Annotated in this window: 9 protein-coding genes, 2 tRNA genes and 1 pseudogene; 9 read left to right on the plus strand and 3 right to left on the minus strand. The window is 74.7% G+C overall.

All coding sequences use genetic code 11. From position 1 onward, the window contains the following. Window positions 1-92 precede the first annotated feature (92 nt). Window positions 93-995 (minus strand): fumarylacetoacetate hydrolase family protein, encoded by a 903-nt coding sequence (locus tag KZX60_RS01850; protein WP_248115336.1) that lies wholly within the window; start codon window positions 993-995, stop codon window positions 93-95. Between the two features lie 40 nt (window positions 996-1,035). Between KZX60_RS01850 and KZX60_RS01855 the strand changes: the two genes are divergently transcribed. The 4 genes from KZX60_RS01855 to treZ all read left to right on the plus strand — a co-directional run bounded on the left by KZX60_RS01855 (window position 1,036) and on the right by treZ (window position 7,236). Beyond that, complete coding sequence (locus KZX60_RS01855) at window positions 1,036-2,082, plus strand: aldo/keto reductase (RefSeq protein WP_248115337.1); 1,047 nt, start codon at window positions 1,036-1,038, stop codon at window positions 2,080-2,082. Window positions 2,083-2,160: 78 nt separating this feature from the next. Beyond that, window positions 2,161-2,691, plus strand: a complete 531-nt coding sequence (locus KZX60_RS01860; RefSeq protein WP_248115338.1) for a hypothetical protein — start codon at window positions 2,161-2,163, stop codon at window positions 2,689-2,691. Beyond that, window positions 2,688-5,153: a malto-oligosyltrehalose synthase gene (gene treY / locus KZX60_RS01865; RefSeq protein WP_248115339.1), complete on the plus strand. Its 2,466-nt coding sequence runs from the start codon at window positions 2,688-2,690 to the stop codon at window positions 5,151-5,153. The genes KZX60_RS01860 and treY overlap by 4 nt, the downstream gene beginning before the upstream one ends. A gap of 28 nt (window positions 5,154-5,181) precedes the next feature. Next, entirely contained in the window at window positions 5,182-7,236 is a 2,055-nt protein-coding gene (treZ, locus tag KZX60_RS01870) for a malto-oligosyltrehalose trehalohydrolase (protein ID WP_248115340.1), read from the plus strand. Window positions 7,237-7,242: 6 nt separating this feature from the next. Here the strand turns inward: treZ and KZX60_RS01875 are convergent, their stop codons facing one another. Continuing rightward, window positions 7,243-8,556 carry a DUF4032 domain-containing protein gene (locus KZX60_RS01875; protein ID WP_248115341.1) on the minus strand — a complete coding sequence of 438 codons (1,314 nt, stop codon included), beginning with the start codon at window positions 8,554-8,556 and terminating at the stop codon, window positions 7,243-7,245. A gap of 124 nt (window positions 8,557-8,680) precedes the next feature. Here KZX60_RS01875 and KZX60_RS01880 point away from each other — a divergent pair, with 124 nt between their 5' ends. The 5 genes from KZX60_RS01880 to KZX60_RS01900 all read left to right on the plus strand — a co-directional run bounded on the left by KZX60_RS01880 (window position 8,681) and on the right by KZX60_RS01900 (window position 13,961). After that, the gene (locus tag KZX60_RS01880) at window positions 8,681-9,547 is read left to right on the plus strand and encodes a thioredoxin domain-containing protein (protein WP_248115342.1); all 867 of its coding nucleotides are present in this window, start codon (window positions 8,681-8,683) and stop codon (window positions 9,545-9,547) included. Between the two features lie 56 nt (window positions 9,548-9,603). Beyond that, window positions 9,604-9,677 (plus strand) — tRNA-Thr (locus KZX60_RS01885). A 129-nt stretch (window positions 9,678-9,806) separates the two neighbouring features. After that, window positions 9,807-11,744 carry a S8 family serine peptidase gene (locus KZX60_RS01890; protein WP_248115343.1) on the plus strand — a complete coding sequence of 646 codons (1,938 nt, stop codon included), beginning with the start codon at window positions 9,807-9,809 and terminating at the stop codon, window positions 11,742-11,744. Between the two features lie 118 nt (window positions 11,745-11,862). Next, window positions 11,863-11,936 (plus strand) — tRNA-Val (locus tag KZX60_RS01895). 36 nt (window positions 11,937-11,972) lie between these two features. Then, window positions 11,973-13,961, plus strand: coding sequence for a threonine/serine exporter family protein (locus KZX60_RS01900; protein WP_248115344.1), 1,989 nt, complete (start codon window positions 11,973-11,975; stop codon window positions 13,959-13,961). Window positions 13,962-14,000: 39 nt separating this feature from the next. Here the strand turns inward: KZX60_RS01900 and KZX60_RS01905 are convergent. After that, window positions 14,001-14,677: pseudogene (locus KZX60_RS01905) on the minus strand (uracil-DNA glycosylase). Window positions 14,678-14,704: the final 27 nt, after the last annotated feature.

A 14,704-nucleotide genomic window follows, 5' to 3' on the forward strand; every position in this document is an offset into this window, starting at 1 on the left:
CCCCCCCCCGCGCCCCCCCCCGGCGGTGGGGGCCGCCCGGGGCGGCCCCCGGATGGCAGCGACGACGCAGGGCTCGTCGCCGTCTGCGCGGATCAGCAGAGCTCGTTGCGCTGCCGGCCCAGCCCGGTGATCTCCACCTCCACGACGTCGCCGGCGCGCAGCCACGGGCGGCGGCCCTCCTCGTCCTTGCGGGCCAGCGCGACGCCGGCCGGGGTGCCGGTGAGGATGAGGTCGCCCGGGTTCAGCGTGATCAGCTGCGAGGCGTAGGCCACGAGCTGCTCGGGGGAGAACACGACGTCGGCCACGCGGCTCTCCTGCCGCACCTCCCCGTTCACGTGGGTCAGGATGCGGGCGTCCTTGGACAGCTCGTCCGGGGTGACGAGCCACGGGCCCACGGGGGTGGAAGCCTCCCAGACCTTCCCCTGGAGCCACTCGGAGGTGCGGCCCTGGAAGCCGCGCATCGAGACGTCGTCGGCCACGGCGAACCCGGCGATGTGCTCGCGCGCGTCCTCGACCGCGATCCGCCGCCCGGGCTCGCCGATCACGATGCACAGCTCGCCCTCGTAGTCCACGCGGTGGTCCTCCTCGGGGACCTCGATCGGGTCCAGCGCGCCCGTGAGCGACTGCGCGAACTTCGCGAACAGCGTGGGATGCTCGGGGCGCTCCTGGCCCGTCTCCGCGATGTGGTCCGTGTAGTTCAGCCCCACGCAGATCACCTTCGTGGGGAACGGGATGAGCGTGTCGTACACCAGCTGCGTGGTGTCCAGCAGGAGGGAGTGGTCCTCCTTGGCGGCGCGCAGCGCCAGCTCCACGCGCTCCTTCTGCTCCTGCGGCGTCGAGGTCAGGTGCTCGCCGACGTCGCGGCAGCCGGGGAGGGCCACGGCGCGCACCGCGACCTCGGGGTCATCCGGGTGCACCGAGGTGACGACGGCGGCGAAGGTGTCCCCGGGGTAGGCGGCGTCGGAGTCGGGCTGGCGGAACGTGGCGAGCTTCATGCGCCCATCTCACCACAGGGCCCCATGAGACGCTGAGGGCATGAGCACCGCCGAGCACGCCGCCGCGTCCCCGCTGATCCTGGGCACCATGGGATGGGGCGTCCCCGTCGACGACGGCGAGGGTCCCCACAGCGCAGGCCCCGGCGCCGACGTCGCCCTGGCGCGGGCGCGCGGCGCACTGCGCGCTGGCCTCGAGGCCGGCATCACGGTGCTGGACACCGCGGACATCTACGGCGGCGGCCTCTCCGAGTCGACGACCGGGGCCCTGCTGGCCGAGCTGGACCCGGCCGAGCGGGGGCGCCTGCGTGTGCAGACGAAGGCCGGGATCGTGCTCCCCGGGCAGGACCCCGCGGGAGGCGGCGTCACGCGCTACGACTCCTCTCCGGCGCACGTGCGCCGCGCCCTCGAGGGTTCGCTGAGCCGCCTGGGCACGGGCGCGGTGGAGACGCTGATCATCCACCGCCCGGACGTGCTCACTCCCGTAGAGGACACGGTGCGGGCGTTCCTCGACGCGCGGGAGGCCGGGCTGGTGCGCCGGCTCGGGGTGTCCAACCTCGGCACCGGTCGCCTCCTGTCGTTCCAGCGCGCCCTCGGCCGCCTCGCCGCAGACGGCACGGGCCTGGCCTGCGCGCAGCTCGAGCTGGGCCTGCACCACCGCACCCTCGTGGAGGCCGAGGTCCTCGCCAATCACGGCGCGGCCCCGGCCACCGCCGGCGCGGCGGACCTGGGGCGGGTGTGCGCCGAGGAGGGGATCGAGCTTCAGGCCTGGGGTCCGCTCGGCCAGGGCCGCTTCACCCCGGGCTCGGACGGCTCGGTGCCCACCGACCCCGCCGAGGCCGCCGCGCTGGCCTCGGCGGGCGGGCCGGCAGCCGTCGTGGCGCAGGTGGCACAAGAGCTGGGCGCGGGGCGGGAGGCCGTGGTCCTCGCCTGGCTGCTCAAGCTGCCGTGGGGCGTGCGCCCCGTGGTGGGAAGCCAGGACCCCGGCCGACTTGCGGCGTGCGCCGCAGCGCCCGAGGTGGCCGCCGCGATGGATGCGGCGCAGTGGCATCGGCTCTGGACCGCCGCGCGCGGCGAGAACCTGCCCTGACCCCGCCCTCCAGGGCGGAGCGGGTGAATCCGCGTCCGCGGCACGGGCACTCGATGTGACATGGCCCACAATGGAGCCATGGACTTCTCGCGTGTGGACCTCTGGACGCCCTGGATCCTCTACTGGACGGCCGCGGTCGCGGCCGTGGCGGGCGTCGCCCTCGTGGTCGCGGGGGCGTGGCGCGCGCACCGGCACCGCCGGTTCGCGGCGTCGACGGGGCGCAACCAGGACGTGCGGCTGCTGCGGGACACCCGCACGCAGCGCCGCGTGGGCATGGGATTCCTCGCGGTGACGGGGCTGCTGCTGGGGCTCGGCGTCTGGCTGCACCTCAGCGGGCTCGCCGGCCTCCGGGAGAACCTCGTGCGGAAGTACGGCTACACGGCCGTGGAGGGCATCCGGCAGTCCGGCAGCGGCTTCACGGCCGACCTCACCACCGCGGACGGCACGGTTCTGGAGGACGAGCTGGTGCTCCTCGAGCCCACGGGGGAGCCCCTGGTGGGGGAGGACATCTTCTACGACTTGCCCGGGGGCGCTGAGCCCCCTCGGCGCGGGCGGCGACGTCCGGTCCTCCTGCCGCGTCCGGAGCCTCTGTTAGCGTCGGCGGAGTGATCCCCGCTGAGCGTCCCGTGCCCGCTTCCACCTATCGGCTCCAGGTCAGCCCGGACCTCCCGTTGCCCTCCGTGGCCGAGCTCGTGCCGTACCTGCACCGGCTCGGGGTGGACTGGCTCTACCTCTCCCCGCTGCTCGCCGCGGAGCCGGGCTCGGACCACGGCTACGACGTCGTGGACCCCAGCCGCGTGGACCCCGCCCGCGGAGGCGCCGAGGGCCTCGCCGAGGTGGCGCGCGCCGCGCACGAGGTGGGGATGAAGGTCCTCGTGGACATCGTCCCCAACCACGTGGGAGTGGCCACGCCCGAGGCGAACCCGGCGTGGTGGGACCTGCTGGCGCACGGCCGGGAAGCGCAGCACGCCGCGTGGTTCGACGTGGACTGGGGGGCCGGGGACGGCCGTGTGCTCATTCCCGTCCTGGAGGACGGTCCTGAGGGAGACGATCGCGGGGACGACGCCGCGATCGAGCGCCTCGTGGTGGTCCCGGGCGAGGGGACGGACGCCGGCCGGCTCCTGCACTGGGACACCGCCTATCCGCTGGCCCCCGGCTCGCTCGAGCGTGCCGAGGCCGCCACCGGCCTGCGCGCCGCTGAGGTGTTCGCCGGCGCCCGCCCCGAGGACGATCCGACCCCCGAGCTCGCCCGCCTGGCCCACGCCGTGCACGAGCTGCAGCACTACCGCCTCATCGGCTGGCGCCGCGGGGACGCCGAGCTGAACTACCGGCGCTTCTTCACCGTGACCACCCTCGCGGGCGTCCGCGTCGAGGACCCGGAGGTCTTCGACGCCACCCACGCGGAGATCGCCCGATGGGTGCGCGAGGGGCTCGTCTCGGGGCTGCGCGTGGACCATCCGGACGGCTTGACGGACCCGGCCGGCTACCTCCGCCTCCTGCGTCGACGCGTGCTGCCGCAGGGCTGGCTCGTCGTGGAGAAGATCCTGGAGCCCGGCGAGCTCCTGCCTGCGGCGTGGGACGCGGACGGGACCACCGGCTACGACGCCCTGGGCGAGGTCGAGCGCGTGTTCATGCCCCGCGCCGCTGTGGGGACGCCCGAGCAGGACGCGGCCCGCCGCGCGGAATGGCACGAGCTGATCGCCGAGGCCAAGGAGGACGTGGCCACCGGCTCCCTCGCGGCCGAGACCGGGCGCCTCGTGCGGGAGGCCCGCGCGGACGGCGTCCTCGGCGCCCACGACGACGAAGCCCTCACCGCGGGCCTGGCGGAGGTGCTCGCCCAGCTGCCCGTGTACCGCACCTACCTCCCCGTGGGACAGGGCCACCTCGAGGAGGCCGTCGAGGCGGCCGCCGCGGAGCGACCGGAGCTCGCACCCGTGCTCGCGGACCTCTTCGCGGTGCTCTCGGACCCGGAGTCCCCGGTGGCCCGCCGCTTCCAGCAGACCTCCGGCATGGTGATGGCCAAGGGCGTGGAGGACCGCTCCTTCTACCGGTATGCCCGGTGGGCCAACCTCAACGAGGTGGGCGGGGACCCCGCGCACGTCGCCCTCACCCTGAGCGGGTTCCACGCTGCGCAGCAGGCCCGGCAGGCGTCCTGGCCCACCTCCATGACCACACTCACCACGCATGACACGAAGCGCAGCGAGGACGTGCGCGCCCGCATCGCCGTGCTGGCCGAGGACCCCGAGCGCTGGGCGGCCGATCTGACGCAGCTGTGTGCCCTCCACCCGTTGGGGGAGCCGGACGCCGCGCGCCTGGTGTGGGAGTCCATCGTGGGCGTGTGGCCCACGGACGGCACCGCGCCGGACGCCGAGCGCGTGCTCGGCTTCCTCCAGAAGGCGGCGCGCGAGGCCGCCGTCCACACCACGTGGACGGACCAGGATGCCGACTACGAGGCCCGCCTCGCGGAGCTGGCCCACGCCGTCACGGCGGCGGACGGCCCCGCGCGCGGCCTCGTGCAGGCGGTGGCGGACCGGATCTCCGAGGCCGGGCTCGCGGTGCAGCTGGGCCACAAGCTCGTGCAGCTCACGGCGCCGGGCGTCCCGGACGTCTACCAGGGCACCGAGCTCCCGTTCCCCTCGCTCGTGGACCCGGACAACCGCCGCCCGGTGGACTTCGCGGCCCGCGCCGCCCTCCTCGACCGCCTCGACACGGGGTGGCGCCCCACGCGCCAGGACCCCGACGCGGCCAAGCTCGCCGTGGTCGCCGCGGCGCTGCGCACCCGCCGCGACCGACCGGAGCTGTTCACGGGATACCGCCCGCTGGACGTCTCCGGTCCGGCCGCCGAGCACGCCGTGGCCTTCAGCCGCGGAGGCGCCCTCGCCGTGGCCACCCGCTGGCCCGCCACGCTCACCGAGCGCGGCGGCTGGGGGGAGACCACCGTGACCGTCCCGGCCGGGGCGTGGGAGGACGCCGTGACGGGCCGCCGCGTCCAACCGGACGAGCGGGGCGCCGTGCGGCTCGCCGAGCTGCTGCACGACCTCCCGGTGGCGCTGCTCGTGCCCGCCGCCTGACCGATCCGTCCACCCCAGGAGACCCGCCATGCGCGACCACACCGCCCCCGACACCGCCCCTTCCCGCGCGCCGCAGGCCGCCGCGGACGTCGTCGCCGCCGCCCCCGTGCCGGATGCGGGCCTCGGCCTGCGCCGCATCGGGGCCGACCCGGTGGACCCCACCGGTGCGGAGCCGGAGGCCGCGGCCCAGGCGCGGCGCACCCCCTACGCGGTCTGGGCTCCGCACGCGCAGACCGTCGAACTCGTGCTCGTGGACACCGTGCCCGGGTCGCGGCACGACGCGCAGGACCGCTGGGCGGGCGCCCGCGCGGTGGCCATGGACCGCGCGGCCGGCGGGCGGTGGACGCCGTCGCAGGACCCGGCGGCCGTGCTCGGCGCCCCGGCCCCCGCCGACCCCGGCTACGGCTACCGCGTGGACGGCGGCGACCCCGTGCCGGATCCGCGCTCGCGCCGCCAGCCGGACACGGTGCACGGGCCCTCCCGCCGCGACGTCGAGGGCGCGGACTTCGCGTGGACGGACGCTGACTGGCGCGGGCCGGCCGGCGTGCTCGCGGATCCGGCCGCCCCGCAGGGCGGGGGGCTGCGCGGCGCGGTGCTGTACGAGCTGCACGTGGGGACCTTCACGGCGGAGGGGACGCTCGAGGCCGCGATCGAGCGGCTTCCCCATCTCGTCGAGCTGGGCGTGACCCATCTCGAGCTGCTGCCCGTGAACTCCTTCAACGGCCCCCGCAACTGGGGCTACGACGGCGTCGCGTGGTTCGCGGTGGACGAGTCCTACGGCGGCCCTCAGGCGTACCGGCGCTTCGTGGACGCCGCGCACGCCGCGGGGCTCGGCGTGGTGCAGGACGTGGTCTACAACCACCTCGGCCCCGCGGGGAACTACCTCGGGGCCTTCGGCCCGTACCTCACCGCGGGGGACACCGGCTGGGGCGAGGGCGTCAACCTGGACGGTCCGGACTCGGACGAGGTGCGCCGCCACATCCTGGACAACCTGCGCATGTGGATCGAGGAGTTCCACGTGGACGGGCTGCGCCTGGACGCCGTGCATACCCTGCGGGACACCCGCGCCGTGCACCTCCTCGAGGAGATGGCCGCGCTCGCGGACGAGGCCGCGGCCCGCGCGGGCCGCCCCGTGCCGCTCATGGCGGAGTCCGACCTCAACGACCCCCGGCTCGTGCTCCCGCGCTCCGCCGGCGGGCTGGGGCTGGCCGCCGCGTGGAACGACGACGTCCATCACGCCCTGCACGTCGCGACGACGGGGGAGACGGGCGGCTACTACGCGGACTTCGCACCCCTGGAGGCGGTGGCCAAGGTGATGGAGCGGGCGTACTTCCACGACGGCACCCGCTCGACGTTCCGCGGACGGGACCACGGACGTCCCGTTCCGGCGGACGTGCCGAACGAGGCGTTCATCGTGAGCATCCAGAACCACGACCAGGTGGGCAACCGCGCCGCCGGGGACCGCACCGGGGCGACTCTGAGCGAGGGGTCGCTGGCCGCGGAGGCGGCCCTCCTGCTCACCGGCCCGAACGTGCCCCTGCTCTTCATGGGCGAGGAGTTCGCGGCGAGCACACCGTGGGCGTTCTTCACCTCGTTCCCGGACGAGGAGCTGGGCGAGGCGGTGCGCCAGGGCCGGCGTCGCGAGTTCGCCGAGCACGGCTGGGACCCGGCCGACGTGCCCGACCCCCAGGACCGGGTCACCCGCGACTCCGCGGTGCTCGACTGGGCCGAGCCGGGGCAGGGCCGCGGGGCCCGCGTGCAGGAGACGTACCGCCGCCTCATCGGGCTGCGCCGCACCCTGCCGGCACTCACGGAGCCGCGGCGCTCGCTCACCCGCGCGTGGGTGGACCCCGAGCGACGGCACGTGCGCCTCGAGCGCGGACGGGCCGAGCAGGCGGCGTGCGGCGACGTCGTGCTCCTCGCCGCCCTCGGCGACCTCCCGCTCACCGTCCCGGAGGACCTGCGGGGCGCGCACGTGCTCGCCGGCCACACCGACGCCGGCCCGCTCGCCGCGGACGCGGACGCGCCCGCCGCCGCGCCGGTGGAGGTGGCCGCGCCGGGCTTCCTGCTGCTGCAGCGCTGAGCCGGCTCAGCCCGCGCCGGGCTCCGGGTCGGGCACGGCCCGCAGCATCGTGGTGGTGGGGTGCAGGGCGAGCGCGTCCTCGTCCCTGCGGGCGCGCAGGATCGTGTCCACGTAGGAGTCCACGGCCTCCTGGAGGGGCACGGCTGCGCCGCGCGCCTCGGAGAGGTACCAGCGGTGCTCGAGAAGCTGGTGCATGATCTCGGCAGGCTCGAGCTTGGCGCGCAGCTCGAGTGGGACGGAGTGCACCACGGGATCGAAGACCTCCACGACCCAGCGGTGGGCGGCCCCCTCCATGTCCAGGTACGGGTCCCAGGCCCGCCGGGCCGCGTCGATGTCCACGAGCAGGCGTCGGGCCTGGTTCTCCTGCACGTGCAGGCCCGTGAGCCGCTCGAGGCGGCGCCGGTGGAACCCTGCGAGGACCTCCGTGGGCCGGGCCGTCATCATGCCGGGGGCCTCCGCCGCCCGCAGGGAGTACTCCTCCACCTCGAAGCCGAGCTCGCCGAGGCGGCGGAATCGGCGGTCCATGCGCCACGGCTCGGCACGGGGGAAGGCGACCGGAGCGGTCAGCTCCTCCCACAGCCGGCGGTACGAGTCCACCATGAGGTCGGGGGTGGCCGCGGGGTCCACGTCCGGGTCGGCGAGCCCGCTGGCCAGCAGGTCCAGCAGTTCGCCGCCCACGTTCACGCGGGCCACTTCGAGATCGTGCTCGCGCTGGCCCGTGGAGAGCCGCTCCCGCAGCTCGCCGGTCTCCGCGTCCACCAGGTGCGCCGCGAATCCGCCCGCGTCCCGGCGGAACAGCACGTTGGAGAGCGAGACGTCGCCCCAGAAGAACCCCTCCAGGTGCAGCTCCACCAGCAGGGTCGCCAGCGCCTCCATGAGCCGCACGAGGGTCGGCCGCTGCAGCCGCTCGGAGAACACGGCGCGGTAGGGCAGGGAGAAGCGCAGGTGCCGGGTGACCAGTGCCGCGGGCAGGGGCGTGCCGTGGTCGCGGGTGCGTCCGGTGACGACCGCGACGGGCTCCACCGACGGCGGCGGGCGGTCCGCGAGGCGGCGCAGCAGCCGATATTCGCGGAAGGCGAGCTCCTCCGTGGTCTCCTTGACGGCCACGATGCTCCCGCCCACGTGGGCGAAGCGCACCACGTGCCGCGAGATGCCGCGTGGCAGGGCGGCGAGGACGTCCTCCGGCCACTCCTCGAGCGGCGTGGACCACGGCAGCGCGAGCAGGGCCGTCGCGGGGTCCTCGGTCGCGTCGCCGGACGGGGCGCCGGTGACGGTCAGGCGGTCGGCGGGGGAGGGGGCGTTCGTCTCCGGGGGGGCCATGCCGCCGATCCTCCCAGACTGGGCGGATATGCTCGCCTCGGGCATCGCGAGCCCGGCCCCGGCAGGTGCCCGCGCCCGCCGCCCGGAGCGCACCGGGACGCACACTTCGACCCCAGGAGGACCCTTGGCCAGCAGCAGAGCCTCGACGCCGTCGACCGACGCCCGAGCGCGCGCCCGCCGCATGCAGGAGGAGCAGCAGCGCAGGGACCGCCGCCGCCGCTCCCTCTGGATCTGGGGCGCCGTGCTCGCCGCCGCGCTCGCGGCCGCCCTCGTGGTGGCGCTCGTGGCGAACCAGGGCCGCGACGCCGCCGCCGAGGCCGGGCCCCTGCCCGCCGTCGCGAACACCGAGGGCGGCGTGGCCCTCACCTCCACCACCGCGCTTGCCGACGGCGGGGAGGACGTCGGCGAGGTCAAGGCCGCCGACGTGCAGGTCCCCGAGGGCGCCGGCGGCCAGCCGGAGAGTGTCCCGGGCGCCGAGGCGCCCGCCGACGGGGAGCCCCACCACGTGGTGGTGTACGCCGACTTCAACTGCGTGCACTGCGCCGAGTTCGAGAAGAGCAACGCCGAGCAGCTGAACACGTGGCTCGACGAGGGCAAGGCGACCGTCGAGTACCGGATCGTCGACTTCCTCAGCACCCCGGGCAACCAGAACTACTCGGCCCGCGCCGCGAACGCGGCGTACTGCGTGGCCGAGCAGAAGCCCGAGGCCTACAACGCCTTCGTCGAGGGCCTGTTCGCGGCCTACCAGCAGCACGGGGGCAAGGGCATCTCCGACGACGAGCTCGTGGACCGCGCCGAGGAGCTCGGCGCGGACATCTCCTCCTGCGTGAAGGACGACGCCTACCGGCCCGCCGTGGCGTACGCGACCGCCAAGGCCAAGGCCGCCGGCGTCGGCGGCACGCCGACCGTGCTCATGGACGGCAAGAACTGGGCCATCGACGGCGCCGAGGACTCCTTCGGCGACTGGGCGTCCGCCAAGATCGAGGGCTGATCCCGGTATCCTTCAGGGGGTCGGTGCCGCGCCCGCGCGGACCCGGCCCCCTGCCCGCCCCCTTAGCTCAGCTGGCCAGAGCATCTGCCTTGTAAACAGAGGGTCACCGGTTCGAATCCGGTAGGGGGCTCGCGACGACCTCTGCATCCGTGCTGGTCAATTCCGCGCGACATGCCCTAGCGTGAGCCGCGTCACCCCCGGTGCCCGATCCCTCGGACTCCACCGCAGGCGGTGGCCCGTCCCCTCGAGGAGCAGCACGATGACGCCCTCTCCCCCCTCCCGTACGCGTCGTCTCGGCGCCCTGCTCGCCGCCGCCGTCGTGGCCGGCAGCGCCCTCGGCGCCTCGCCGGCCGTCGCCGTCGACGCCGTCCCCGACGCCTCACGCCCTGCGGCCTCCGCCCCGGCGCGCACGGCCGCGTCCACCGCCGCGGACCCGAACGCGGACGGCTACGACTCCTTCATCGTCACCTACAAGGAGACCGCGTCCGTCTCCCGCCCGAAGGGCAGGGCCCTCGCGTGGGGCAAGGCGGCGAAGGAGGCGGGCGTGTCCGTGAAGGAGCTGCGCGAGACCGCGCTCGGCTCCCACGTGATCGCCACGGACGAGAAGCTCAGCCCCTCCGCGTCCGCCGCGTTCATGGCGGACCTGAAGGCCTCGAGCCTGGTGGAGGCCGTGGAGCCGAACGCCATCATGACCGCGAGCGGCCTCACCCCCGCCGATCCGTCCTACGGGCAGCAGTGGGGCTTCACCGGGGTGAACGGCATGCGCGTGCCGGGGGCGTGGGACAGCACCACGGGCACCGGCTCGATCGTCGCCGTGATCGACACCGGCATCACCTCCCATGCGGATCTCAACGCCAACGTGGTGGCCGGCTACGACTTCATCTCCAACACCACCTCCTCGCGTGACGGCAACGGCCGTGACGCCAACCCCGCCGACGAGGGCGACTGGTACCTCGCCGGCGAGTGCGGCGATCCCAACCCGTCGAACTCGTCCTGGCACGGCACGCACGTGGCCGGCACCGTGGCGGCCGCGGCGAACACGGTGGGCGTCGTGGGCGTGGCCCCGAACGCGAAGATCCAGCCGGTGCGCGTGCTGGGCAAGTGCGGCGGCTCGCTCGCCGACATCGCCGATGCGATCGTGTGGTCCGCGGGCGGCTCCGTGCCCGGCGCCCCCCTGAACGCCACCCCGGCCGACGTGATCAACATGTCCCTCGGCGGCTCCGGCACCTGCGGGACCACCTACCAGAACGCCATCAACGCGGCCGTGGGTCGCGGGGTGCCCGTCGTCGTGGCCGCCGGCAACGAGAACCAGCCCGCCGCCAACGCCCGCCCCGCCAACTGCCAGAACACCATCACCGTGGCCGCGTCCGACTCCTCCGGCCGCCGCTCCTCCTTCTCCAACTACGGCAGCGCCGTGGACGTGACGGCGCCGGGCAGCTCCATCATCTCCACGGTCAACACGGGCACCACCCGGCCGTCCGGCGCGGGCTACGCCTCCTACAACGGCACCTCGATGGCCACCCCGCACGTGGCGGGCCTGACCGCGCTCATGCTCACGAAGCAGCCCGGCCTGACCCCGGCACAGGTCGAGTCCACCCTGAAGTCGACCGCCCGCGCCATGCCCGTGACCTGCTCCGAGGGCTGCGGCGCCGGCCTGGCCGACGCCACCGCGGCCGTCGCCGCCGTCGGCGGGACGGCGCCGACCGACCCGACTGCTCCCGTGGAGCCGGCCCCCGCACCCTCCGGCAACCTGCTGGTGAACCCGGGCTTCGAGTCGGGCGCCACCGGCTGGAGCGGCACCGGCCGGTCGCGGTACGAGTCCGTCTCCCCGCACTCGGGGATCTACCACGGCGTGCTCAACAACCTCGGCTACGCGAACACCGCGACCCTCTCGCAGACCGTGGCCGTGCCCGCCGGCACGACCACGACGCTGTCCTACTGGGTGCGCGTCGACTCGGCCGAGACCAGCTCGTCCACCGCGTACGACAAGCTGTCCGTGCAGGTCCGCGACGGCGCGTACGGCACGTACACCCTCAAGACCCACTCCAACCTGGAGAAGGGTCGCGGCTGGGTGCAGCACACCGTGGACGTCTCCCGCTTCGCGGGCAGGACGGTGACCCTGCAGTTCCGGGGCGTGGAGGACTCGTCCGCCTGGACGGCCTTCAGCCTCGACGACCTCGCGCTCTCCGCGAAGTGAGGTGAGCGGCAGGAGGGCCGGCCGGCCCTCCTGCCGCCGCGCGGACTTGCCCCCGCCGGGGGGATCCGGTAGAGTTCTGCGAGTTGTCCGGTCCGCCACGGCGGATCGGGACGCACGCGGATCTTTAGCTCAGTTGGTTAGAGCGTTCGCTTCACACGCGAGAGGTCGCTGGTTCGAGTCCAGTAAGATCCACCGCAGCGGGGCCCTCCTTCGGGAGGGCCCTTTTGCGTGCCCGAAGGTGCGTCCGGCGTGATTGGATGTCACCGGCGACCAGCCGCGATCGAGGAGCAGCCAGGCGCAGAGCGCAGGAAGGACACGGTGGACGGCGTGGACCCGGACGGCCCCCAGGAGGCGGAGCGCTTCGACCCGCGCATCCCCGAGCCCGCCGCGGAGCCCACCCTGATCCCCGTGATCCGCCCCGCGGCCGCCGCGGAGTCCCCCGGGCGGCCGGTGCCCCCGGTGATGCTCACCCCGGACTCGGCGGTGGACCTGGACCCGCTGCTGCTGGACGAGGACGCCGTCAACGAGACCGGGCTCGCGGCAGACCCCGGCCTCCACCCGGACCAGGGCGTCGTCCAGGCGGACGGGGCGGAGGACGCCACTCCCACCCCGGCCGCCGACTCGCCCCTGACCGAGCCGCCGCTCTCGGAGCAGGTGCCCACCTCGGTGCTCTCCCCGGCGGACGCCGACGGCGCCCTGCCCGCGCCGGCCGTGATCCCCGAACCGGACGTCACCGTCCCGGACCCGGTGGTCCCGCACGGCCCGCCGGAGAAGAAGGGCCGGCGCCGAGGGCGGCGGGGGCGCCAGGACCGCGCCGTGTTCGAGGAGGCCCTGCCCACGCAGACCCTCGCCATGGTGGAGCGTCTGCAGAGCTCGCCGTACGGGCGCAGGATGCGCTCCACCCTCCAGCAGCGCAGGGACGTCGAGCACCATTCCGTCGAGGCGCGGACCACCCTGGACTTCGCCCTCAAGCTGGGGGAGACGATGTTCAGCTTCGGGGCCACCTCGCTGGACGTGGAGACCTCGATCATCGTGGTGACCCAGGCCTACGGCATCCAGGAGACCGAGGTGGACCTGACCAACCAGGCCATCTCCCTCAACTACGCGCCCGACTCCTCCCGCGGCGAGGTGCCGTACACGCTGCAGCGCGTGGTGCGCTCCTCGTCCACGCACTTCGACGGCCTCGTGGCCGTCCACCGCCTCGTGGAGCAGATCTCCGAGGGGAAGGTCGAGCGCTCCGAGGCGCAGCGCCGTCTCGTGGAGATCCGCCACCGGCCCAAGCCGTTCCCGCCCTTCTTCGAGGTCCTGTTCGCGGGCGTGTTCGCGGGCTGCTTCGTCCCGTTCATCGGCGGCTCCTGGGAGGGCGCTCTGCTGGGCATGGTCTCCACGTGGCTGGTGTTCTGGCTCAAGGTCCAGGCGGACAGGGCCCGCTTCCCCGAGATCTTCTCCGCCATGTTCGCCGCCTTCCTCGCCACGGTCATCGCCCTGGTGGCGTTCGCCCTCCGGGTGCCCGTCAACCCCGCCGTGGTGACCGCGGGCGGCATCATGATGCTCCTGCCGACGGTGCGGTTCGTGACGGCCACCCAGGACGCGATCAACGGGTTCCCCGTCACGGCCGCCGGCCGCTTCATCTCCGCCCTGCTCGTCTACGCGGGGATCATGGGCGGGATCATGCTCGCGGTGGGGGTGGCGGAGATGGTCGGGCTGCCGCCGCTGGACCTCGCCGAGACCTCGCAGGAGAGCCACCCGTTCCTGCTCCTGCTGGCCCTCGTGGCGGTGGCGTCCATGTCCGACGCGGTGGTGGAGCAGAACCGCAGTCGTGCCATCCTCGCGAGCGGGGCCGTCTCCGCGGTGGGCTACCTCGTCTTCACGGCGGTCACCGCGGCGGGCACGAGCGGTCGGCTCGCCCCGGCGATCGCGGCGGCCGCGATCGGCTTCACGGCGCGGATCGTGGCGGAGCGGATCGGTGCTCCCGCCCTCGTGGTCGCGCTGCCCAGCGTGCTCTTCCTGCTCCCCGGCCTGACCATCTTCCGCTCCCTCTACGGATTCACCGTGGAGTCCAAGTCGGAGATGCTCGGGATCGTCGGGATCGTCGACGCGATCGTCATCGTCGCCGCGATCGCCGCCGGCGTGGCCCTGGGCAACACGGTGGCCAAGCCCGTCACGGACCGCCTGCGGGACTCCTCGCCCCGCGCGCTGCCGCCGCGCCTGCGCTGACGGGACCCGCCCGGCGTCGTCGGGGCGGGCGGGACCGACTCAGGCCGGGAGGCGCCAGTCCACCGGCTCCGCGCCCGCCTCGGCGAGGAGGGCGTTGACCCGGCTGAACGGCCGCGAGCCGAAGAAGCCCCGCTGCGCGCTCAGGGGGAGGGGTGCGGGGACTCCACGACGCCGCACCCCGCCTCGCGCAGCACCGGAGCCATGCGCCGGGCATCGGCGCCCCACAGCAGGCCCACGAGGGGGGTGCCGCGCCCTGCCAGCGCCCGCACGGCGGCCTCGGTGATCTGCTCCCAGCCCATCCCTCGGTGGCTCGCCGGCGCGCCCGCGCGCACCGTGAGGACGCGGTTGAGCAGGAGCACCCCCTGGTCCGTCCACGCGGTCAGGTCGCCGTGCTCGGGGGGCGTGACGCCGACGTCGTCGTGGAGCTCCCGGTAGATGTTGGCCAGGGAGCGCGGCAGCGGACGCACACGGCGGTCCACCGCGAAGCACATCCCGATCGGGTGGCCCGGCGTGGGGTAGGGGTCCTGGCCCAGCACCAGCACGCGCACGCCGTCGAAGGGCTGGCGGAAGGCCCGGAGGATGTCCTCCGGCGCGGGCAGGACGTGCTCGCCGGCGTCGCGGCGCGCGCGCAGGGCGGCGCCGACGTGCTCGAAGGCGTCCGACTGCGCGGCCAGCGCCCTCTCCCATCCGGGGTCCAGGGGTGCGAGGAGATCCATGCTCCGAGCGTATCCGCGCGCCGACGG

This window comes from Micrococcus sp. EYE_212 (genome assembly GCF_023147585.1).
In the GTDB taxonomy this organism is placed as follows: Bacteria; Actinomycetota; Actinomycetes; order Actinomycetales; family Micrococcaceae; genus Micrococcus.